The 21,478-nt window shown below is 75.3% G+C and carries 19 protein-coding genes and 1 tRNA gene; 11 read left to right on the forward strand and 9 right to left on the reverse strand.

The window, feature by feature from the left end; translation table 11 throughout:
• The first annotated feature begins 15 nt into the window (after positions 1–15).
• The gene (locus DMP17_RS20000) at positions 16–2,319 is read left to right on the forward strand and encodes a UvrD-helicase domain-containing protein (protein ID WP_337830290.1); all 2,304 of its coding nucleotides are present in this window, start codon (positions 16–18) and stop codon (positions 2,317–2,319) included.
• On the opposite strand, the gene DMP17_RS20005 is transcribed toward DMP17_RS20000, so the two are convergent.
• The 4 genes from DMP17_RS20005 to DMP17_RS20020 form a co-directional block, all read right to left on the reverse strand.
• Positions 2,316–3,203 (reverse strand): SCO1664 family protein, encoded by an 888-nt coding sequence (locus DMP17_RS20005; RefSeq protein WP_308253083.1) that lies wholly within the window; start codon positions 3,201–3,203, stop codon positions 2,316–2,318. The two genes, DMP17_RS20000 and DMP17_RS20005, sit on opposite strands and share 4 nt — an antisense overlap.
• Positions 3,200–3,784: a DUF3090 domain-containing protein gene (locus tag DMP17_RS20010; RefSeq protein WP_208821306.1), complete on the reverse strand. Its 585-nt coding sequence runs from the start codon at positions 3,782–3,784 to the stop codon at positions 3,200–3,202. The genes DMP17_RS20005 and DMP17_RS20010 overlap by 4 nt, the downstream gene beginning before the upstream one ends.
• 97 nt (positions 3,785–3,881) lie before the next feature.
• Entirely contained in the window at positions 3,882–4,589 is a 708-nt protein-coding gene (locus DMP17_RS20015) for a histidine phosphatase family protein (protein ID WP_337830291.1), read from the reverse strand.
• A 29-nt stretch (positions 4,590–4,618) separates the two neighbouring features.
• A complete protein-coding gene (locus tag DMP17_RS20020; RefSeq protein ID WP_226355602.1) occupies positions 4,619–5,440 on the reverse strand; it encodes an undecaprenyl-diphosphate phosphatase in 822 nt (273 codons plus the stop codon).
• 168 nt (positions 5,441–5,608) lie between these two features.
• On the opposite strand from DMP17_RS20020, the gene DMP17_RS20025 reads away from it, so the two are divergent.
• Positions 5,609–6,556, forward strand: a complete 948-nt coding sequence (locus DMP17_RS20025) for an aldo/keto reductase (RefSeq protein ID WP_226355601.1) — start codon at positions 5,609–5,611, stop codon at positions 6,554–6,556.
• Positions 6,557–6,661: 105 nt separating this feature from the next.
• Complete coding sequence (locus DMP17_RS20030; RefSeq protein ID WP_062400830.1) at positions 6,662–6,946, forward strand: DUF5703 family protein; 285 nt, start codon at positions 6,662–6,664, stop codon at positions 6,944–6,946.
• Between the two features lie 13 nt (positions 6,947–6,959).
• Here the strand turns inward: DMP17_RS20030 and DMP17_RS20035 are convergent, their stop codons facing one another.
• The 3 genes from DMP17_RS20035 to DMP17_RS20045 form a co-directional block, all read right to left on the reverse strand.
• The gene (locus DMP17_RS20035) at positions 6,960–7,337 is read right to left on the reverse strand and encodes a VOC family protein (RefSeq protein ID WP_226366794.1); all 378 of its coding nucleotides are present in this window, start codon (positions 7,335–7,337) and stop codon (positions 6,960–6,962) included.
• 49 nt (positions 7,338–7,386) lie between these two features.
• Positions 7,387–8,157, reverse strand: a complete 771-nt coding sequence (locus DMP17_RS20040; protein ID WP_226355599.1) for an SDR family oxidoreductase — start codon at positions 8,155–8,157, stop codon at positions 7,387–7,389.
• Positions 8,158–8,287: 130 nt separating this feature from the next.
• Positions 8,288–9,619 (reverse strand): M20/M25/M40 family metallo-hydrolase, encoded by a 1,332-nt coding sequence (locus DMP17_RS20045; RefSeq protein WP_337830292.1) that lies wholly within the window; start codon positions 9,617–9,619, stop codon positions 8,288–8,290.
• Positions 9,620–9,718: 99 nt separating this feature from the next.
• On the opposite strand from DMP17_RS20045, the gene DMP17_RS20050 reads away from it, so the two are divergent.
• The 4 genes from DMP17_RS20050 (at position 9,719) to DMP17_RS20065 (ending at position 13,281) form a co-directional block, all read left to right on the forward strand.
• Positions 9,719–9,803, forward strand: a tRNA-Leu gene (locus tag DMP17_RS20050).
• A 125-nt stretch (positions 9,804–9,928) separates the two neighbouring features.
• Entirely contained in the window at positions 9,929–11,110 is a 1,182-nt protein-coding gene (locus tag DMP17_RS20055; RefSeq protein WP_337830293.1) for an oxygenase MpaB family protein, read from the forward strand.
• Between the two features lie 78 nt (positions 11,111–11,188).
• A complete protein-coding gene (locus DMP17_RS20060; protein ID WP_226366797.1) occupies positions 11,189–11,629 on the forward strand; it encodes an ArsR/SmtB family transcription factor in 441 nt (146 codons plus the stop codon).
• Positions 11,626–13,281: a SulP family inorganic anion transporter gene (locus DMP17_RS20065; protein ID WP_337830294.1), complete on the forward strand. Its 1,656-nt coding sequence runs from the start codon at positions 11,626–11,628 to the stop codon at positions 13,279–13,281. The genes DMP17_RS20060 and DMP17_RS20065 overlap by 4 nt, the downstream gene beginning before the upstream one ends.
• A 7-nt stretch (positions 13,282–13,288) precedes the next feature.
• Here the strand turns inward: DMP17_RS20065 and DMP17_RS20070 are convergent, their stop codons facing one another.
• Entirely contained in the window at positions 13,289–14,482 is a 1,194-nt protein-coding gene (locus DMP17_RS20070; RefSeq protein WP_226355594.1) for an MFS transporter, read from the reverse strand.
• Positions 14,483–14,608: 126 nt separating this feature from the next.
• On the opposite strand from DMP17_RS20070, the gene DMP17_RS20075 reads away from it, so the two are divergent.
• Genes DMP17_RS20075 through DMP17_RS20085 form a run of 3 tightly spaced genes read left to right on the forward strand, consistent with a single transcriptional unit; the run spans position 14,609 to position 18,483 of the window.
• Positions 14,609–15,808, forward strand: a complete 1,200-nt coding sequence (locus DMP17_RS20075) for an aminotransferase (protein WP_337830295.1) — start codon at positions 14,609–14,611, stop codon at positions 15,806–15,808.
• A gap of 51 nt (positions 15,809–15,859) precedes the next feature.
• Entirely contained in the window at positions 15,860–17,296 is a 1,437-nt protein-coding gene (locus DMP17_RS20080) for an MFS transporter (protein ID WP_226366800.1), read from the forward strand.
• Between the two features lie 56 nt (positions 17,297–17,352).
• Entirely contained in the window at positions 17,353–18,483 is a 1,131-nt protein-coding gene (locus tag DMP17_RS20085; protein ID WP_226355591.1) for a GGDEF domain-containing protein, read from the forward strand.
• 10 nt (positions 18,484–18,493) lie between these two features.
• Here DMP17_RS20085 and DMP17_RS20090 read toward each other — a convergent pair whose 3' ends face one another.
• On the reverse strand, positions 18,494–20,149 hold the full coding sequence (locus tag DMP17_RS20090; RefSeq protein WP_226355590.1) for an FAD-dependent oxidoreductase: 1,656 nt from the start codon (positions 20,147–20,149) through the stop codon (positions 18,494–18,496).
• Between the two features lie 165 nt (positions 20,150–20,314).
• Here DMP17_RS20090 and DMP17_RS20095 point away from each other — a divergent pair, with 165 nt between their 5' ends.
• A complete protein-coding gene (locus tag DMP17_RS20095; protein WP_226355589.1) occupies positions 20,315–21,469 on the forward strand; it encodes a DegT/DnrJ/EryC1/StrS family aminotransferase in 1,155 nt (384 codons plus the stop codon).
• The last annotated feature ends 9 nt before the right edge of the window (positions 21,470–21,478 follow it).

Below are 21,478 nucleotides of genomic sequence, written 5' to 3' on the forward strand. Positions count from 1 at the left end.
GCGCTACCCTGTGGGGTGCGCTCAGAACACGAGAACGTGGACCTGCACTTCAAGTGTAACACGGATGGCAAGACCCCGGCGACCACCGACTCCGCCTACGAGGTGGAGCTGATCCGCGAGACCCGGCACCTCCGCGGGCTGCACGCCCTGCTCGACGACGAGCTCGCCGCGGCGGACGCGCAGGCCCGGGGCGCCGCCGCCGAGCGCGCCGGGGAGCAGCTCAGCGCCCGCTGGGAGCGCGACGTGTCGGTGCAGCGCGCCTCGGAGCGGGTGCGCACGCTCACCGCGGCCCGCGCGGGACTGTGCTTCGGGCGTCTGGACCACACCGACGGGGCCGCCCCGACCCGGGTCGGCCGGATCGGGCTGACGGACCCGGCCGACGGCGAGAGCGCGCTGGTCGACTGGCGGGCCCCGGCCGCGCAGCCGTTCTACTGCGCCACCCCGGTCACCCCGCTCGGGGTGACCCGGCGCCGGCACTACACCGTCGCCGGCACCGCCCCGCACGAGCGGGTCGCCGGCTTCCACGACGACCTCCTCGACGGCGACGGGCCCGGCACCGGGACCGTGTCGGCGTCGGATCCCGCGCTCCTCGCCGCCCTCACCGCGCCGCGCGGGACCCGCATGCGCGACATCGTCACGACGATCCAGTCCGAGCAGGACGAGATCATCCGGCTGCCGCTGTCGGGCACCGTCGTGATCGAGGGCGGCCCCGGGACCGGCAAGACCGCCGTCGCGCTGCACCGGATCGCGTACCTGCTCTACACCCACCGCGACCGGCTCGCCCGCAGCGGTGTGCTCGTCGTCGGGCCGAGTGCGGGGTTCGTGCACTACGTCGGCGGGGTGCTGCCCGCGCTCGGCGAGTCCGCGGTCGTGTTCACCACCCCGGGACGCCTCGCGCACGGCGTCGTGGCGGAGACGACCGACCCGCCGGGGACGGCCCGGCTCAAGGGCGACCTGGCGATGGTCGACGTGCTGCGCCGCGCCGTCGACGACCGCCAGGAGCTGCCCGGGACACCGGTCGCGATCGAGATGGACGACGTCACCGTCGAGATCGACACGCCGCTGGCCGCCGAGGCGCGCCGCCGGGCCCGCGCCACCGGGCAGCCGCACAACACCGCCCGCACCACGTTCCGCGACACCCTCGGGCGGCTGCTCGTCGACCAGGGGCTGGAGCGGCTCGAGGTCGGTCTGGAGGACCCGCCGGAGCTCGCGGAGCTGCTGGCGGGGCTGGACATCCCGGAGATCGAGCCCGCCGGGGCGGCCGAGGTGTCGGCCGAGATGCGGGCCGAGCTGCGCGACGCCGTGCGCACCGACCCGCGGTTCCACGCGGCCGTCGAGCGGCTGTGGCCGGTCCTGACCCCGCAGCGGGCCCTGACCGAGCTGTACGCCGACCCGGACCGGCTGGCCGCCGCGGGCGCTCCGGAGTCGCTGCGGCGGGACCCGGGCACGCCGTGGACCGTGGCCGACGCGCCCCTGCTCGACGAGCTCGCCGAGCTCCTCGGCCCGGTCCCGGACGGGACACCCGCCGCGGCGCCCGAGCCGGACAGCGCCTACGCCGCCGAGGTGCTGACCGTGCTGGAGTCCGCGGACCGGTCGCTCGCCGGGGAGGACCCGGACGAGCTGCGCCCCACCGACTTCGTGACCGCGGACATGCTCGCTCAGCGGCACGTCGCCGGGGTGCCGCTGACCGTGGCCGAGCGCGCGGCAGGTGACCGGGACTGGCGCTACGGGCACCTCGTCGTCGACGAGGCGCAGGAGCTGTCCGCGATGGACTGGCACGTGCTGCTGCGGCGCTGCCCGGCGCGGTCGATCACCGCGGTCGGCGACCTCGCCCAGCGCAGCGCCCCGGCCGGCGCCCGGGCCTGGGCCGACGTGCTCGCCCCGCACCTGGCCGGACGCTGGACGCACCGCACGCTGACGGTGAACTACCGGACGCCGTCGGAGATCATGGACGCCGCCGCACGGGTGCTGGCGACCTACGCCCCGGACCGTCGCCCGCCGGAGTCGGTGCGCAGCACCGGTGAGCAGCCGTGGACCCGCACGGTCCCGGCCGGGGAGCTCGCCGCCGCGGTCCGCGCCGCCGTCGACGACGAGCGGGCCCGCACCGCCGACGGGACGGTCACCGTGATCGCCCCGCCCGGCACCGACCTGGGGTCACCCGGTGTGCCGGTGCACACCCCGGTGTCGTCGAAGGGCCTGGAGTTCGACGCCGTCGTGATCGTCGACCCGGAGCGGATCCGGGCGGCCGACCCGGCGGACCTCTACGTAGCGATGACCCGCGCGACGCAGCGGCTGGGGCTCCTGGAGGTGACCGGTTAGAACGCCGGCCAGGGGATGGCCGGGCCGTAGCCGTCCGGGCCGGGGAAGCGCGGCTCGGCGAGCAGGTGGTCGATCCGGGAGCGCAGCGCCGCGACCTCGCGGCGGGTGACGTGCTCGCCGAGGACGTCGGCGAACTCCCCCGCCAGCCGCGCACGCAGCTCCTTCAGGACGGCCGTGTGCTCCTCGCCGAGCTCGTCGCCGACCCAGCCCCACAGGACGGTGCGCAGCTTCGGCTCGGTGTGCAGGGTGAGGCCGTGGTCCACGCCGTAGACGTCGCCGTCCCCGGCGAGGATCACGTGCCCGCCCTTGCGGTCGGCGTTGTTGACGACGACGTCGAACAGCGCCATGTCCCGCAGCTGCGGGTGGTCGGCGTGGACCAGCACGACCGGATCCCCCGCGCCGTCGCGGGCACGGAGCACCGGCAGCCAGCCGCCGGGGATCTCGTGCGGCTCGCACAGCTCGACCAGCGACTCGGTGGCGAGCTGGATGGTCTCCTCGGTGATGTCGCCGTCCAGCTCGTCGCCCGCGTCGTCGGCGGGCGGCTCGGACAGGGCGCTCTCGTCGCCCGAGGAGACCCAGGCCTGCACCATGCCGGTCCCGAACGGGGCCTGGTCGCGCAGCACCGTGGGCGGGACGACGTCGAGCCCGGAGATCTGGGAGACGAGGAAGGCGCCGACCTCGCGCCCGGCGAGGGTGCCGTCCGGGAAGTCCCACAGCGGGCGCTCCCCGCGCACCGGCTTGTAGACGCAGCGCAGCTCGACGCCGTCGAGGGAGACGGTGCCGAACAGGGTCGCGTTGGAGGCGTCGACCATCCGGCCGGTGATGTCCATGCGGCCGGTGCGCAGGACCTCGAACACCGCGGGGTCGCGCAGGTCGAGCGTCACTCCGTCCCGGCCACGGGGTTGCGGTCGTGGTAGCCGTTGAGGCGCACGCAGACATGGCCAGCCGGGTCCAGCGGCTCGGCGCACAGCGGGCACGGGGCACGGCCGGCGTCGACGACCTTCTCGGCGCGCTCGGCGAAGGCCTTCGCCGCCGTCGGGGACAGGAACACGCGCAGCGCGTCCGGGCCCTCCTCGGTGTCGTCGAGGACGACCGACTCGTCGATCTCCTCCTCGGTGACCGCGAGCAGCTCGACGACGATCGAGCTCGAGTCGGCGTCCCAGCCCAGGCCCATGGTCCCGACCCGGAACTCCTCCTCCAGCGGGACCGCGAGCGGGTCGTTGTCCGAGGACCCCGTGGTCACGGTCGCGCCGAGCAGGTTGTCCTCGCCGAAGCGCTTGGACACCTCGCCCAGCAGCGCCGTGATGCGTTCGGCCAGCACCGAGACCTGCTGTTTCTCCAGCAGCACACTGATCGTGCGGCTGCTCTCGATCGCCTGCAGGTAGAAGGCGCGATCGCCGGGCTCGCCGACGGTCCCGGCCACGAAGCGGTCGGGTCGGCGGAAGACGTGGATGACGCGTGCCATGACCCTTCCCAGGGTAGGCGTATCCGGCTGCGGGGGCATCCCCGCGGTCACCTGTGGGTGCGTCCACCAGGGACGATGCGAGGTGGATCACCCCGCCTCACGCGTTCGTGGAACCCCCGACCACGGCGTCGGAGGCGTTCACCGGCTGCTCCTCGCCCTCGGCGGGCTTCGGCTTCGGGACCAGGCTCGCGACGTCGCCGGACTGCTCGTTCATCCGCGCGACGAACGGCCGCAGCTCGGTGTAGGTGACGACGCTCACCGAGCAGGTGTCGACGACGATCCGCTGGAAGTTGTCGAGGTGGCTGGCCAGCGCGTCGGCGAGGATCGCCTTGATCACGTCACCGTGGCTGCAGGCCAGGACGATCGCGTCCTCGCCGTGCTCGGCCCGGACCCGGGCGACGTGGCGGCGCACCGCCGCGACCGAGCGGGCCTGCATCCCGGCGAGGGACTCGCCGTCCGGGAAGGTCGCGGCCGACGGGTGCGCCTGGACGACCTTCCACAGGTCCTCCTTGATCAGGTCGGTGATCTTCCGCCCGGTCCACGCGCCGTAGTCGACCTCGGCCAGGTCGTCCTCGACGACCGGCTCCAGCCCGCGGGCCGCCGCGAGCGGCGCGACGGTCTGGCGGCACCGCTCCAGCGGGGAGGTCACGACCGAGGCGATCGGCAGGGCCGCGAGCCGGTCGACGACGGCCGCCGCCTGCTCCCGGCCGCGGTCGTCGAGCTCCACGCCCGGGGTACGCCCGGCCAGCACGCCCGCGGTGTTCGCGGTGGACCGGCCGTGCCGCAGCAGGATCAAGGTCGTCACGCCGACCGAGGCTACGGGAGTGACGGCGGTCAGTACGCGCTGACCGCGCCGAGCGACAGGGCGGCGAGCAGGGCGACACCCAGCGCGATCCGGTAGGCGACGAACACGTAGACGGTGTTGTTCTGCACGAACCGGAGCAGCCACGCGATCACCGCGTAGCCGACGACGAACGCGACCACCACCGCCACGAGCATCTGCGCCCCGGACGGGCCGTCGCCGGCGAACACGTCGGGCAGCGTGAACAGGCCGGCCCCGAACACCGACGGGATCGCCAGCAGGAACGAGTACCGCACGATCGCGGGCCGGGTCAGCCCCAGGAACAGGCCGGCGGTGATCGTGCCGCCGGACCGCGAGACACCCGGGATGAGCGCCATGGCCTGGGCGAAGCCGAGCAGGATGCCGTCCTTGACGGTGATCCGTTCGACCGGCTTGACCTGCTTGCCGAAGCGCTCGGCCAGGCCGAGCAGGACACCGAACACGATCAGTGTGGTCGCGACCAGCCAGAGGTTCCGGGCGACGCCCTCGATCTGGTCCTTGAACAGCACTCCGAGCACCGCGATCGGGACCGACCCGATGATGACCAGCCAGGCCAGCCGGTAGTCGTCGGTGGCGCGGACCTCCGCGTCGCGGAACCCGCGCACCCAGGTGATGAACAGGTGCCAGATGTCCTTGGCGAAGTAGACGATCACCGCGGCCTCGGTGCCGAGCTGGGAGACGGCGGTGAACGCCGCCCCCGGGTCCCCGCCGAAACCGACCGCCGAGACGATCCGCAGGTGCGCCGAGGAGGACACCGGGAGGAACTCGGTGAGCCCCTGGACGATCCCGAGGACGACGACCTCGAGCCAGCTCACGAACGGCTCCCGTCGCGGCCGCGGACCGGGGTGCTCCGGTCCGGGGTCGTCCGGTCCTGGCGGCTCGGCTCCTGGTTGATCACGGGCCGTCACCGTACTCGCCGAGACGGGGGTCACTCTGCGCGCCCTCACCGGTCCCGCGGGCCCGCGCGCCTAGGCTCGACGACCGTGCAACGCAGACCGGTGGGCAGCAGCGGCCTCGAGGTGTCGCGGGTCGGCCTGGGCACCATGACCTGGGGCGAGGACACCTCCCCGGCCGACGCCGCGGACCAGCTGCGCGCGTTCGTCGACGTCGGCGGGACCCTCGTCGAGACCGCCGAGGACTACGGCGGCGGCGCCGCCCAGCAGGTGCTCGGCGGGCTGCTGCGGGGCACCGTGCGTCGCGACGACGTCGTCCTCGCCGGGCGCGGCACGGCCGCCCCCGACGCGGGTGAACGGGCCTCGCGGACCGCGCTGCTGCGCTCACTGGACCGCACGCTGCGCCGGCTGGGCACCGAGCACCTGGACCTGTGGCAGTTCCCCGGCTGGGATCCCCGGGTGCCGCTGGACGAGACGCTGTCCGCGGTGCAGGTCGCCGTCTACTCCGGACGGGTGCGCTACGCCGGGCTGGTCGCCCCGGCCGGCTGGCAGCTGGCGACCGTCGCGGGCGGCGCCACCGCCGGGCCCGACCCGGCCGTCTGCCGTCCGGTGTCGGCGCAGGTGGAGTACTCGCTGCTCGCCCGGGAGCCGGAGGCCGAGCTCCTGCCCGCCGCCCGGCACCACGGCCTCGGGCTGCTGGCCTGGGCCCCGCTGGGCCGGGGTGTGCTGACGGGCAAGTACACCGACGGCACCCCGGCGGACTCCCGCGGCGCGAGCGCGCTGCTGGCCTCGTACGTGGAGGCGCGCCGCACCGAGCACTCGGCGCGGATCGTCCAGTCGGTCCTCACCGCCGCCGACGGGCTCGGCACCTCGCCGCTGTCGGTGGCGCTGACCTGGGTGCGGGACCGCCCGGGGGTGGCCTCGGCCGTCGTCGGGGCGCGGGACGCGGCCCAGCTGCGGGCCTCGCTCGCGGCCGAGGACCTCGTGCTGCCCGCCGAGATCCGCACCGCGCTCGACGACGTGAGCGACCCCGTCTGACCCTCCCCCGCCGGCCCGGGTGCCCTTTACAGTGGGAATGCCCGACGCGACACCCACCGTTCACCCGGTGGGCACCGACGAGCACGGCACGACCGGGAGGCACGCATGACCGAGGGCGCTGGGAACGGGTCGGAGGACTCCGCCGCCGGGAATCGGGTGGCCGGGACTCGGGACGGCGACGGCTGGACCGACGACCGGTACGAGTACCGCCCGGTGCGCATCGAGGGGGACGTCTCCCGGCTGACGGCGTCGGTGCGGCTGGCGATCCAGGCCGAGTTCTCCGGCTGGGAGCTGTCCCGGCTGCGCCTCTACCCCGGTGGCGTGCGCAAGATCGTGCTGCGACGACGGCTCGGTGCCCAGCAGGGCCTGCTGCCCGAGCCCACCTTCTGACGGTCCCCGCCCGTCAGCCGCCGTAGGGCACCGTGATGAGCTCCATCCGGTGCCCGGACGGGTCCTCGAAGTAGACGCCCCGGCCGCCGTCGTGGGTGTTGATCTCGCCGGGACGGCTCCCGCCGGGGTCGGCCCAGTACTGCTGCCCGCGGGCGGTGATCCGGGCGAACGCGGCGTCGAACTCGTCGTCGGAGACCAGGAACGCGTAGTGCTGCGGGACGATCGTCGCCGGGTCGGCGTCCATGAAGTCCAGGTCGACGCCGTTCGCGACGCGCACGACCCGGAACGGCCCGAACGACGTCGGCTCGGGCAGCCCCAGGATCTCGGTCAGGTACGCCGCCCCGGCGCGCTTGTCACGGGAGTGGACGATGGTGTGGTTCAGCTCGGCCATGCCCCCAGGATGTGACCTGCACCGCGGTTCAGGTCAAGGCCCGCCCGTCTCAGGCGTCCTGCCAGCCGACCTCCGGTGGCGTGCCCGCCCCCCGCGGGCTGGGCACCCCCCGGAACCCGTAGGGCGCGGGCTCGCGGCCGGGCTGCACGTACCAGCACTCCCCCGGCTCGCCCCGCTCCAGGATCTGCTCGACGGCCGCGGCGACGTCGTCGGCCCCCAGCAGCGGGAAGTCACCGAACTGGGCGCGGACGTTGCCGATCAGCGGGGTGTCGGCGAACCCGGGGCACACCGCGGTGACCCGGATGCCCTCCCCCGCCAGCGCCGGGCCCGCGGCCCGGACGTAGCCGACGACGGCGTGCTTGGTCGCGGTGTAGAGCGCGTCGCCGGGCAGGCCGATCAGCCCGGCCAGCGACGCGGTCGCCACCACGTGCCCGCCCCCGGCGCGGCGCAGCGCCGGAACGGCGGCGTTGAGCCCGAACACCACGTGGTCGAGGTTCACCCCGAGGATGCGCCGGTAGCCGTCCAGGTCGAGGTCCTCGACGCCGGACTGGCCCGCCGTGATGCCGGCGTTGAGCAGCACGATGTCGAGCCGCCCGAAGCGCTCCTCGGCCGCGGCCACCGCGGCGGCCATCGCCGCGGGGTCGGTGACGTCGGCCGCGTGGGCGAGCCCACCGGCCTTCTCCGCGACGGCCGCGGCGCCGTCGGCGTCCCGGTCGACGACCACGACCTGCGCACCCGCCGCCACCAGCCGGTCGACCGCGGCCGCGCCGATGCCCGACGCGCCCCCGGTGACCAGGGCGACCTTCCCGGAGAGATCCATGGAGGTCACCCTGCCACCCGGCGACCGGTGCCGTCATCCGTCCCGGCGCCGGGCAGCGGCTCAGGCCGTCCGCAGGCCCCGCCCGATGTTCCTACTCACGCTGTTCGCAGGCCCTGCCCGATGTTCCTGCTCACGCTGTGCGCAGGAAGCGGTCGAGCACCCGGGTGCCGAACCTCAGCGCGTCCACCGGCACCCGCTCGTCGATGCCGTGGAACAGCGACGCGAAGTCCAGCTCCGGGGGCAGCCGCAGCGGCGCGAAGCCGTAGCACTTCATGCCCAGCGTCGAGAACGCCTTCGCGTCGGTCCCCCCGGACAGCATGTAGGGGACGATCTCGGCGGTCGGGTCCTCGGTGCGCAGCGCGGCCTGCATCGCGTCGGTCAGCGCACCCTCGAACGGCGTCTCGACGGCGGGCAGGTCGGTGACCCACTCCCGCTCGACGTCCGGGCCCAGCAGCTCGTCGACCTCGCGCAGGAACGCCTCCTCGCGGCCCGGCAGCACCCGGCAGTCGACGACCGCCTCGGCCGTCGACGGGATGACGTTGGCCTTGTACCCGGCGCTGAGCATCGTCGGGTTCGCAGTGTCCCGGACGGTCGCGCCGATGATCCGCGAGATCGGGCCGAGCTTGGCCAGGGCGCCCTCGAGGTCGTCCTCCGGGTACTCGACGCCGGTCAGCTCGGTCATCCGGTCCAGGAACGCCTGCACCGTGTCGGTGATCGTGAGCGGGAACGTGTGGTTCCCGAGCCGGGCGACGGCCTCGGCCAGGATGGTGACGGCGTTGTCGTCGTGCAGGAACGAGCCGTGGCCGGGCTTGCCCTTGGCCCGCAGCCGCATCCAGGCGATGCCCTTCTCCGCCGCCTCGATCAGGTACGCCCGCTGGTCCTCACCGAGGGTCAGCGAGAAGCCACCGACCTCGCCGACGGCCTCGGTGCAGCCCTCGAACAGGTCCGGCCGGTGCTCGACGAGCCACTGCGCGCCCCACTTGCCGCCGGCCTCCTCGTCGGCGACGAAGGCCCACACGATGTCCCGCGGCGGGACGACGCCCTCACGCTTGAAGCGGCGGGCGACCGCCAGCATCATCGCGTCCATGTCCTTCATGTCGACGGCGCCGCGGCCCCAGACGTAGCCGTCCTGCACGGCCCCGGAGAACGGGTGCACCGACCACTCGCTCGCGTCCGCGGGGACGACGTCGAGGTGGCCGTGCATCAGCAGCGCGCCGCGGGAGCGGTCCGCGCCCTCGAGCCGGGCGATCACGTTCATCCGCCCGGGCATGCCGGACTCGACGAGCTCGACGTCGTAGCCGACCTCGCGCAGCTTGTCCGCCACGTAGTCGGCCGCCTCGGCCTCACCGACGAGGGTCTCCGGGTCGGCGGTGTTGGTCGTGTCGATCCGGATCAGCTCCGAACACAGCTGCACGACCTCGTCCTCGGCGCTGCTCGGGTCGTCGTTCGCTGAAGCGGTCATGGGCGTCGTTCTACCACCGGCGGCGCGTGCCGACCCCGCCGCAACCCGGCCGCGGGCCTCGGCTATGCTTCCCCCACGACGCGATCGAGAGATCGCGACGTCCGAGTGGCGGAATGGCAGACGCGCTAGCTTGAGGTGCTAGTCCCCGTATAAGGGGGTGGGGGTTCAAGTCCCCCCTCGGACACACATCCTCCGAAACCGGTCACGGTCCTCCGTGGCCGGTTTCGTGCGTTCCGGGCCCGTCGCCCTCCGTAAGGGGGGATCGGCACGCCGTGGTTGTCGCCGGGCGGCGCAACTAGGAACGACGTCATGACCACATCGAACGGAGCTCCTCCGGTACCCGGGCGGGCCGTCGGCCTCGCCGCCGCCCGCACCCGCCACGGCGACGACGTCGACCTGCTGCTGCGGATGCTGCAGACGGGCGACCCGCTCGCCGACGCCGTCGTCGCCGAGTTCGACGAGCTCGGCGCCCCCGCCCGCGAGGCGCTGCAGCGCGGTCTCGTCGCGGGGCGGGCCGACGTGCCGGACGTCCCACCGGCCGTCGACGCGCTGCTCGCCCAGGTCGAGACCGTGCCCGGCTGGGTCTCACCGGAGCTGCTGGACACCGGCGACCGGATCTCGCTCGCCGTGCCGCCGCACTGGAACCACCTGGCCTTCGCCGGCGGATCGCTGACCCACACCTACAGCTCGCCCTCGATGGCGAGGCTGCTGGTGGGGACCGGCCGGCTGACCGCGACCGCGCCGCGCCGGCTCGCCGAGACCGGGATGTGGGCCGCCGCGGCGACCCTGCCCGGCGGTCTGCGCCGCGGCGCCCCCGGCTACGTCCAGACCGTGCAGGTCCGGCTGCTGCACGCGCGGGTACGGGCCTCGGCCACCCGGCACGGGTGGGACGCCGACCGGTGGGGGGCGCCGGTCAACCAGGCCGACGTCGCCCGCACCTGGCTGGACTTCACCCTCGTGCCGTTCACGCTGCTGGCGGGCATCGGCCACCACCTCACCGCCCACGAGCAGTCCCGGCTGTACCGCTACTGGTGGTACGTGGGCCACCTGCTGGGCCTCGACGAGCGGCTCTTCCTCGGCATCGAGGACCACGAACGGGCCCGGACGCTGCTCGACCTGCTCGACTCGACCGCCGACGCACCGGACGCGAACAGCAGGGCGCTGGTCGAGGCCCTCTACACCGCGGCGACCGCCGACCTCGCCGCCGCGCCGGGCTCACCGATGGACGCGGCGGGCTGGCGCGACCTGCTCCATGCCGTCGCCCGCAGCTGCCACGGCGAGGAGGTCGCCGCGGCGCTCGGCATCCCGGAGTCCCCGTTCACGCCGTTGCTGCCGCTCCTGGCGGCGGGCGAGGCGACGGCGCGCCACCACCGGCGGCAGGTCCCGGGGGCGATGCGGCAGGCCGAGGAGGACGGCATCGCCGCCCGCCGCGGGCTCGTCGCCGTGGTCACCGGCAGCACTGCGTTCCAGGACCACATCACGCACCCGTGAACACCCGGGTGACGCGCCCGACCGTCCACGTTCTGTTTGACGACTTAGGATAGTCGTCAAACGAGGAGGTGGGCGCCGGTGTCGCTCGACGACCGACGGACCGAACCGCTGTACCGGATCAAGGCCGAGCTGTTCAAGTGCCTCGCCCACCCGGTCCGGATCCGGATCCTGGAGGAGCTCGCCGCCGCGGAGGGCGACGCGGTCGCGGTGTCCGAGCTGCTCACCGTCACCGGGTGCGAGGCCTCCCAGCTCTCCCAGCACCTCGCCGTCCTGCGCCGGGCCGGGCTCGCCACCTCCACCCGCAGCGGCAACGCCGTCGACTACCGGCTGGCGGCACCGCTGGTGGCCGAGCTGCTGGTCGTCGCCCGGGCGTTCCTCCTGGCCGGTCTGGCCCGCGACGAGACGCAGCTGGCCGCCGCACGGGCACTGCCCCCGCTGCCCGGGGCCAGCGCGCGGGTCCTGCTCGAGGCGGGCGACGCCCCGGCCGGGGCCGAGGCCGGCACCGCGGCGCTGCGGTGAACGTCGCCGACCTGCTCCCCCGTCGCGAGGACTACGACCTCCACCCCCGCACGCTGCGCGCCGACCTCGCCGCCGGGGTCACGGTCGGCGTCGTCGCCCTCCCCCTCGCGCTGGCGTTCGGCGCGAGCGCCGGGGTCGGGCCGGCGGCGGGCCTGGTCACCGCGGTCGTCGCCGGGATCGTCGCCGCGGTCCTGGGCGGCTCGAACGTCCAGGTGTCCGGCCCGACCGGTGCGATGGCCGTGGTGCTCGCCCCGATCGTCGCCGCGCACGGTGCCGGCGCGGTCGCGCTCGTCAGCGTGCTCGCGGGGCTGATCGTCCTGGTCGCGGGCGTCGCGCGGCTCGGCCGGGTCGTCGGCTACCTGCCGTGGCCGGTGGTGGAGGGCTTCACCCTGGGCATTGCCTGCATCATCGCGCTCCAGCAGGTCCCGGCCGCCCTGGGCGTGCACGCCGAGGCCGGGCACGACACGGTCGTCACCGCGGTCCGGGCCGTCGTCGCGGCGGCCGGGTCCGCGTCGCCGACCACGGTCTGGACGCTCGGCGCGGTCGCCGTGGTGGCGGTGCTCGTGCCGGTCCTGTCGCGGCTGCACCCGGGCATCCCGTCCTCGTTGGTCGCGGTCGTGGTCGTCACCGTGGTCGCCGAGCTGACCCACGCGCCGGTGCCGCGGATCGGTGCGCTGCCGGACTCGCTGCCGTTGCCGGTCGTCCCCGGGTTCGACGTCGCCACGCTGCGTGAGCTCGCCGGTGCCGCACTCGCCGTGGCCGCGCTGGCCGCGGTCGAGTCGCTGCTCTCGGCCCGGGTCGCGGCGTCGATGACCCGGACCGGGTACCGCGCGGACCGCGAGCTCGTCGGCCAGGGGCTGGCCTCGGTCGCGAGCGGGCTGTTCGGCGGGATGCCCGCCACCGGCGCCATCGCCCGGACCGCGGTGAACGTGCGCGCGGGCGCCCGGACCCGGCTCTCGGCCGTCGTGCACGCGCTCGTCGTGCTGGCCGTCCTGTACCTCGCCACCGGGCCGGTCTCCCGGATCCCGCTCGCCGCGCTGGCCGGGGTGCTGCTCGTGACCAGCGTGCGGATGATCCCGGTCGCGACGGTCCGGGCCGTCGTCGGCGGGGGCCGGGCCGCGGCGTTCACCTTCGCCGTCACCGCGGTGCTCACCGTCGCCGTCGACCTCATCGTGGCGATCGAGATCGGGATCGGGATCGCCGCGTTCTTCGCGCTGCGGCACCTGTCCCGCGACGCCGGGGTGCGCCGCGAGCCGCTGCCCGGCCCCGCCGAGCCCGGTGACGAGCACATCGCGCTGTTCCGGCTGCAGGGCGCGCTGTTCTTCGGCGCCGCCGACCGGATCCTGACCACGGTGCTGGAGGGGACCGCCGGGACCGGGGCGCAGGTGGTCGTCCTGCGGCTGTCCGGGCTCGGCATCCTCGACGCGACCGGCGCCCGTGCGCTCGGCGAGCTCATCGACACGCTCGAGGCGGGCGGCCTCACCGTGATCGTCAAGGGGGTCCGCGGGGAGCACCGCGACGTGCTGAGTGGGGTGGGGGCGCTCACCGGGCTGCGGCACCCGTCGCACCTGCACACCGACCTCGACGAGGCGGTCGCGCACGCGCGCACGCACGTGCGGCGCCCCGTCGTGGACGGCACGGGGCCCCGGTAGAGCCGGGTCAGCGCGGATCACGGACCCGGGTGCCGACGGCCAGCACCGCCCCCACCGCCGCGGCCCCGGCGAGCACCGCGAACAGCTGCGGGTAGCCCCCGAGCGGCCCGGCCAGCGCCGCACCGGCCCACGGCGAGACCGCGACCGCCACCGTCGCGGGCGCCGACAGCAGCCCGCCGAGCCGCCCGTAGAACCGCGACGGCCACCGGTCCGACACCGCTGTGGCCTGCAGCAGGGTCGTGATCCCGCGGGCCGCGCCGGTCAGCACCGCCGCGCCGACCAGCAGCCACGCCGGGCCGGGCAGCAGTCCCAGCAGCGCGGTCGACGCGGCCAGCGCCGCCAGGACGAGCACCGCCCGTGCCGGTGGGGCCAGCCGTCCCACGGCGCGGGTGTAGAGGGCCCGCCCGGCGACCTGCCCGACCCCGCCGAGCCCGAGCGCCCAGGCCGCCGTCTGTACGTCGAGCCCCCGCTCGATGAGCAGCGGCACCTGGTTCACCGCGACCGCGAACCCGCAGAACGTGCCGAGGAACACCGCGGCCACGGTCAGCAGGAACGGGCGGCTCCGCGCGATCGCGCCCGGGTCGGCGTGCTCGGGCGGGGCGGGGGCCTCCGGCCACGGGCCGCGCAGCCCGAGCAGGTGCGCGGGAACCGTCACGACCAGCAGGACGACGGCGAGCACCAGGTAGGTGCCGCGCCAGCCGAACCCGCCGAGCAGCGCCGCCGACAGCGGCGCGAACACCGTGCTGGCCAGGCCGCCGGCCAGGGTGAGCCCGGTCAGCGCGCGCACCCGGTCGCTCCCCCACCAGCGGGTCAGCGCCGCGAACGCGGGCGGGTACAGCGTCGCCGACTGCGCGAGCCCCGCGACCAGCCACGCGGCGAGGAACCACGGCCACGACGGTGCGACGGCGATCCCGACGACGGCGGGCACCCCCAGCAGCGACCCGGCCGTCATCACCCAGCGCGGGCCCCACCGGTCCAGCAGCCGTCCGACGACGATCCCGGCCAGCGCGGACACCCCGAGGCCCGCGGAGAACGCGCCGGTCACCGCGCTCACCGACCAGCCGGTGTCGGCGGAGACCGACGGCGCGAGCACCGGGAACGCGTAGTAGAGGACGCCCCAGCTGGTGATCTCGGTCAGGCACAGGACGAGCAGGACCCGGCGGCGGAACCCCGCGCCGGGCGCCGTCCGGACCTCGACCACCGTGCCACCTCGCAACGCCTCGTGCGGCGACCGTATCCCGAGGGTCGCTGGACCGCCCCGGGCCGCGTCGGCGACGATCGGACCCGCAGGACCGACGCAGGACGACCCGGAAGGCGGCATCCGACGGTGCGACTCGACCCCACGACGGCGGCCGGCAGCGACTCCCCCATCGGCGCGGCCCTCACGCTGGCCGGCGAGCGGGACCCGGCGCGGAACGCGACGCACCCGTTGCTGGACCTGTCGCAGGCCGCGCCGCCGTACCCGCCGGCACCGGAGGTCGTCGAGCGGGTGGTGGAGGTCGCCCGGGACCCGGGGCTGTCCGGCTACGCGCCGGTGCCCGGCATCGCCCCGCTGCGCCGCGCGGTCGCCGACGAGCTGACCCGCGACTACGCCGGCGGGATCTCCCCGGACGACGTCGTCGTGACGGCGGGCTGCAACCAGGCGTTCGCCGTGGTCGCCGACGCCCTCGCCGGCCCGGGCGACGAGGTGATCTCGCCGCTGCCCTACTACTTCAACCACGACATGTGGCTGCGGATGCGCGGCGTCACCCCGGTGTACCTGGAGCCCGACGCGGACCTGGTCCCCCGGGCCGCCGACGCGGCGGCGCTGATCACGCCCCGCACCCGCGCGATCGTGCTGGTCACCCCCGGCAACCCGAGCGGGGTGACGGTGCCGCCGGAGGAGATCGTCGCGTTCGCCGAGCTGGCCCGCCGCCACGACCTCGCGCTGGTCCTCGACGAGACCTACCGCTCGTTCCGGCCCGACGCGCACGCGCACGCGCCCGCGCACCCGCTGTTCGCCGACCCGTCGTGGCGCTCGACCGTGGTCAGCCTGCACTCCTACTCCAAGGACCTGGCCATCCCGGCGTACCGGGTCGGATCGGTGATCGCGGGCCCCGAGCTGCGACGCCAGGTGCTCAAGCTGCTCGACTGCATCGCCATCTGCGCGCCGCGGACCGGGCAGGAGGCCGCGCTGGCCGGGCTCACCCGCGCCGGGGCGTGGCGGGCCGACCGGGTCGCGGAGATCGCCCGGCGACGGGAGTGGGTCGGTGCCGCACTCGCCGACCGGCCGGGTGGGTTCGAGATCGCCGCGCTCGGCGGGTTCTTCGCCTGGGTGCGCCACCCGTTCCCGGAGCGCCCGACCCTCGACGTCGTCCGGACACTACTGCTCGACCACGACACCCTGACCATCCCGGGCACCGCGTTCCTGCCCGACGACCGGCAGATGCTGCGGCTGTCGGTGGGGCGGGTGGACGAGGCGGCCGCGGCGCTGCTGGCCGAGCGGCTCACCGAGGCCGGGCGGCGGGCGGGGGTGGTCACCGGCTGACCCCGGGGCCCGGCGGCGGAAGAGACCGGGACGTCCCGGTGTTCGCCGACCATGGACACCGGACTGCGCACCGGCACCGCGGCCGGCCGCTGGGTCATCACGGCCTGCGTGCTCGGCTCGGGCATGGCGATGCTCGACAACACCGTCGTCACGATCGCCCTGCCCCGCATCGCCGAGGATCTCGGCGCCGGATTCGCCGGTCTCCAGTGGACGGTCAACGGCTACACCCTGACCCTGGCCGGGCTGATCCTGCTCGGCGGCTCGCTGGGCGACCGGTTCGGCAGGCGGCGGATCTTCGTGACCGGGGCGGTGTGGTTCGCGCTGGCCTCGCTGCTGTGCGGGCTGGCGCCGAGCGTCGAGGTGCTCGCCGCGGCCCGGGCCCTGCAGGGGGTGGGCGGGGCGCTGCTGACCCCGGGCAGCCTGGCGCTGATCTCGGCGTCGTTCCACGGGGCGGACCGGGCGGCGGCGATCGGGGCCTGGTCCGGGCTCGGCGGGGTCGCGGGGGCACTGGGCCCGTTCGTCGGCGGGACGCTCGTGGAGTGGTCGTGGCGGGCGGTGTTCCTGATCAACCTGCCGCTCGCGGCGGTCGTCGTCGCGGTGGCGGTGCGGCACGTACCCGAGTCGCGTGACCCCGACGCCGCGCACCGGCTCGACGTCCCGGGCAGCGTGCTCGCCGTCGCCGGGCTGGCGTTGCTGACCTGGGCCGGGACGGCGGCCGGCGCCGGTGCGTCGCCCGGGCTGCAGGTGTGGGGCGCGGGCCTCGCCGGGGTGGCGGCACTGGTGGCGTTCGCGCTGGTCGAACGGCGCAGCCGGTCCCCGCTGGTACCGCCGGAGCTGTTCACCGGCACCGGCGACGCCGGGGACGGGCGCCGGTTCACCGGCGCGAACGTCGTGACCGTCGCCGTCTACGCGGCGCTGGGGCTGCTGTTCGTGCTGCTCGCCGTGCAGCTGCAGATCGTGGCCGGGTTCTCCCCGTTGCTCGCGGGGACCGCGACGCTGCCGGTCACCGTGCTCATGCTGCTGCTGTCGGCCCGCGCCGGACGGCTCGCGACGCGCACGGGCCCGGCGCCGCTGGTCACCGGCGGACTGCTGCTGGCCGCGGCCGGGATGCTGCTGGCGTCGCGGATCGGGCCGGGCGCGGCCTGGCTCACCGACGTGCTCCCGGCGACGGCGCTGGTCGGGCTGGGGCTGTCCGCGGCCGTCGCGCCGCTGACGACGGCGGTGCTCGACGCGGCGGCGGACCGGCACGCGGGCGTCGCGTCGGGGGTCAACAACGCGATCGCGCGGGCCGCGGGCCTGCTCGCGGTGGCGGCCGTGCCCGCCATCGCGGGGATCCGCGGGGACGCCCCGGCCGACCCGGCGTCGTTCGGGCCGGGGTTCACCATCGCCATGACGATCGGGGCGGCACTCCTCGTGACCGGCGCCGTACTCGCCGCTGCGCTACTCCGGGGACGACCTGCGACTCACACCACACCTACGCTCCAGTAATCAGTACCCAGCGTATACCTTAGAGGCAAGCGTTACTGCAAGAGAGTGAGGCGTGTGTGCGCGGACTCGGACCGGATTCCCCGGCCGTGCTCGACGCCGCGGACCGTCCCTCACGGACCGTCACCAAGCCGCTGCTCGACGCGCTCGCCCGGGCGACCGAGGAGTTCGCGCTCGCCCCGTCCCGGGACCGGCCGATGGCCGTCGTCGGGCTCTTCCAGCGGTCGGAGTACCTCGGGCCGGTGCTCGGCGCCTGGGACCGGCTCGCCGCGGCCTGCGGGGACGGCGCCGTCGTCGCCACCGTCGGTGCGACCCCCGACGGGCTCCCCGACGGCCTCGGGCACGTCCGTCTCACCGACGGTGAGGACGCGGCCCGCGAGTGGAGCGTCACCGTCCTGACGCCGCGGTCCGGGGCGACCGTCGTCGCCCACGACCTGGAGGCCGTCGACGGGTCGGCGCGCTCGCTGGAGCGGGGCAGGCTGTTCTCCGCCCGCTGGTCGTTCCGGCACGCCGACGCCCACTCCGAGCTGCTGCGGCTGCGCCACCAGCTCGGCGCGCGGCTGGGCTCGCGGCACACCGGCGGGCTCGACGAGGTGCTCTCCCGGGTCGTCCCCATCCCCGGCACGGCCACCGACCACCGCTACGACGCCGCCGCGGACACCCTCGCCCGTGAGCTGTCGCTGGAACGCCGCCGCGCCGACGCCGCGCAGACCCGGCTCGACGAGCTCGAACCCGGCGCCGAGCGCGACCCGCGCAGCGGGCTGCCGACCCGGGCGTTCCTGGACCGCTGGCTCGACGGGTCGGCGCCGGGCACCCTGCCGCTGGGCCTGGTGCTGCTGCGGGTGCACGGGCTGGGGTCGATGACCCGGCGGCACGGGTTCCGCGCCGAGACCGCGGTGCTCCGCGGGATCGCCCGGCTGCTCACCGGGCAGGTCGGGTCCGCCGGGCGGCCGGTGCGCGTCGGGCGCGAGGAGTTCCTCCTCCTGCTGCCCGGCACCGACGTCCGGTCCCTGGCCGCGGCTGCCCAGCGGCTGTGCGAGACCGTCGCCGGGCTGGCGGCGGTGTTCCCGTTCGTCCCGACGCCGTCGCACGCGGTGATCACCCGGACCCGGCACCGCCCGCTGCCCCTCGAGGAGATGTGGGCGGCGCTCGACGACGCCGGGACCGGCGTCACGCTGCTGCGCGGCTGACCGCGCGGGCTCAGCCCCGGACGTCGGCCGCGATCAGCTCCGCGGTCCGGCAGGCCAGCGCGACCAGCGCCAGCGTCGGCCCGACCGCCCCGGCCGACGGGAACACCGCGCTGGAGGCGACGTGCACGTTCGGCGTGCCGTGCACCCGGCACTCCGGGTCCACGACGCCGGTGCGCGGCGAGTCCGACATGCGCAGCAGCCCCATCTGGTGGGTGCCGTCGGTCATGTCCATGTCGTGCACGCGCTCCACGTCGGACAGGTCGACGTGGGCGAGCCCGGTCCGCTCCAGCTCCTTGCCGATCAGCGACAGCGACGTCGCGATCGCCTCCCGGTCACCCGCGGAGACCCGGTAGTCGACCCGCAGCCGGTGCTGGCCCAGCGCGTCGCGCTCGCGGTCGAGCGTGACCCGGTTCGCCGGGTCGGGGGTCTGCTCGGCGTCGAACCGCAGCCGGCAGTGCGCGGAGTCCAGCGGCATGAACGACGGCACCCGCCGCTCCCCGGTGATCCGCGGCCGCGCCCATCCGCGGGCGAAGCGCGCCACCCGCAGCGGGTCCGCGGCCACGTTGCGCATGTGGTGGCCGATGTCGGTGGTGTGGCTGTACTGGGCGTGCGTCCCGGCGGCCTTGAACCCGGCACGGAGCTTGCCCAGACCCCAGTAAGTCAGCGCGAACGTCGACAGCAGCGCGTCGCCGTGCTCGGCGTCCTTGGGGTCGGCGAACCACAGCGCCGCCTTCAGGTTGCCCAGCCGGTGGTCGGCCTGGACCTGCGGGGACAGCGAGAGCATCCGGCGGGCGTAGACGCCGTCGTCGGTGGGCAGGTAGCCCAGGCCCAGCGTGCGCCCGGCCGTGGTCAGCCGCAGCCGCCCGACCTCGCCCACCGGGTGGGTCATGTAGTGCCGCCCGACCTGGCCGTACTCGTCACCGATCCCGGCTCCGGTCCCGGTGCCGCCGTAGCCGTCGGAGGCCAGCAGGATCCGGACCGACTCCAGACCCCCCGCCGCGACGACGAAGTGCCGCGCCCGGATCCGGATGTCACACCCCGGCCGCGGGACGACGACGGCCTCGGTCGCGTTGCCCGACACCGGGTCGCGCTCCAGGCGGGCGACGGTGGCGTGCAGGAACAGCCGGATCCGGCCGGCCTTCGCCATGTTCTCCACGGTCGGCGCGAACGACGTCGGCGGGCTCCAGCGCCACAGGTCGTCCCAGCGCAGGGTGTCGCTGCGGATCCCGGGCGGGGGCGCCGGGAAGCCCGATCCGTCGGCCGAGTACTCGCAGGCACCGGCGTCGAGGTGCCGCTGGGCGGCCGGGTACCAGGCGCGCAGCTCCTCGTGCGGGATCGGCCACGCGGCACCGGGCATCCACTCGCGGTCGGAGAAGTCGACGTCGTCGAGCGGGGCGCAGCGGCCGCCCCAGACCAGCGAGGTGCCGCCGAGGCGCTTCTGCCGGACGGCGTCGACCGGGTCGTGCTTGCCCCGCCCGGTGATGCCCCGGTACGTGTCGCGGGCGGTGCGGCTCAGGCCCGGGCCGCCCCCCTCCAGGACGACGACGCGCAGGCCGCGGTCGGCCAGCTCGGTCGCGGCCGCGGCCCCGGCCGGACCGCTGCCGATCACGCAGACCTCGGCCTCGAAGATGGAGCCGGGGAGCGCGCGCCGGGTGTCGATGAGCATGGAGGGCGGTTCCTTCCGAACGTGGTGCGGTACTGCCACCGATGGTGCCCCGGCTCCGCTGTGAGGACGCTGTGGCTGCTCCCACCCTCCCGTCCCCCGGTCGCGCCGACCCCGCCCGGTACGGTCGTGTCCGGTTCACACGGTTCGCATCCGGAGGAGCACGGTATGGGACTCGCCGCCATGGCGACGACCGCACGGGGGATGGCCGCGACGGTCCGGGTCCTCGGGCGCGGGGAGCTGGGACGCTTCACCGGGGGCGACCGCTCGGAGGTCGCACGGTTCGAGTCCGAGCTCGCCGGGTTCCTCGGGACCCCGCACGCGCTGGCCGTCAACAGCGGCACCAGCGCCCTGGTCGCGGCACTGGTCGGTGCCGGGGTCGGCCCCGGCGACGAGGTGCTCGTCCCCGCCTACACCTGGGTGTCGACGGCCGCCGCGGCACTCGCCGTCGGCGCCGTGCCGGTCCTGGTCGAGGTCGACGCCTCGCTCACGATGGACCCGGCCGACCTCAAGGACCGGATCACCCCGCGCAGCCGGGCGGTGCTGCCGGTGCACATGCTCAACCACGTCGCCGACATGGACGCGATCATGGACGTCGCGGCCGCCCACGACCTCGTCGTGATCGAGGACGCCTGCCAGGCCATCGGCGTCACCTACCGGGGGCGCCCGGCCGGGTCGATCGGCCACGCCGGGGCTTTCAGCTTCAACCAGCACAAGAACATCCGCTCCGGCGAGGGCGGCGCCCTGGTCACCCGGGACCCGAAGCTGTTCGAGCGGGCGTCGATGTACCACGACGTCGGCAGCTACGAGCGCGCCGGATTCGCCGGGGCCGACGCGGACCTGATCGTCGGGGTCAACCTTCGGATGCCCGAGCTGTCCGCGGCGGTGCTGCGTCCGCAGCTGGCCGGTCTGCGGGCGCAGATCGCCCGGCGCGGGCGGCACCGCGACATCATGCTGTCGGCGCTGGCGGACCGGATCGGGCGCGACCTGGAGCCGGTGCCGCACCACGACCCGGCGAACGCCGCCGGCCTGGCTCTGGCCTTCCGGACCCCCGAGGAGGCGGCGGAGTTCGGTGCCCGCCGCGGCGTGCACCGGCTCATCGACACCGGCCGGCACGTCTACACGAACTGGCGCTCGCTGCGGGCCCGCAACCCGCTGCACCCGGGGTTCGACCCGTACGCGGCGAACGGCACCGAGATCGACCACGGCCCCGGCGCCTGCCCGGGCACCCTGGAGATCCTGGCCCGGACCTGTGTGGTCGACCTCGCCCCCGAGCTGCCGACGCCGGCGTTCCGGCTGCTCGCCTCCCGCACCGCGGGCTGAGCCGCCCGG

The sequence above is a fragment of the Pseudonocardia sp. TMWB2A genome, assembly GCF_017312135.1.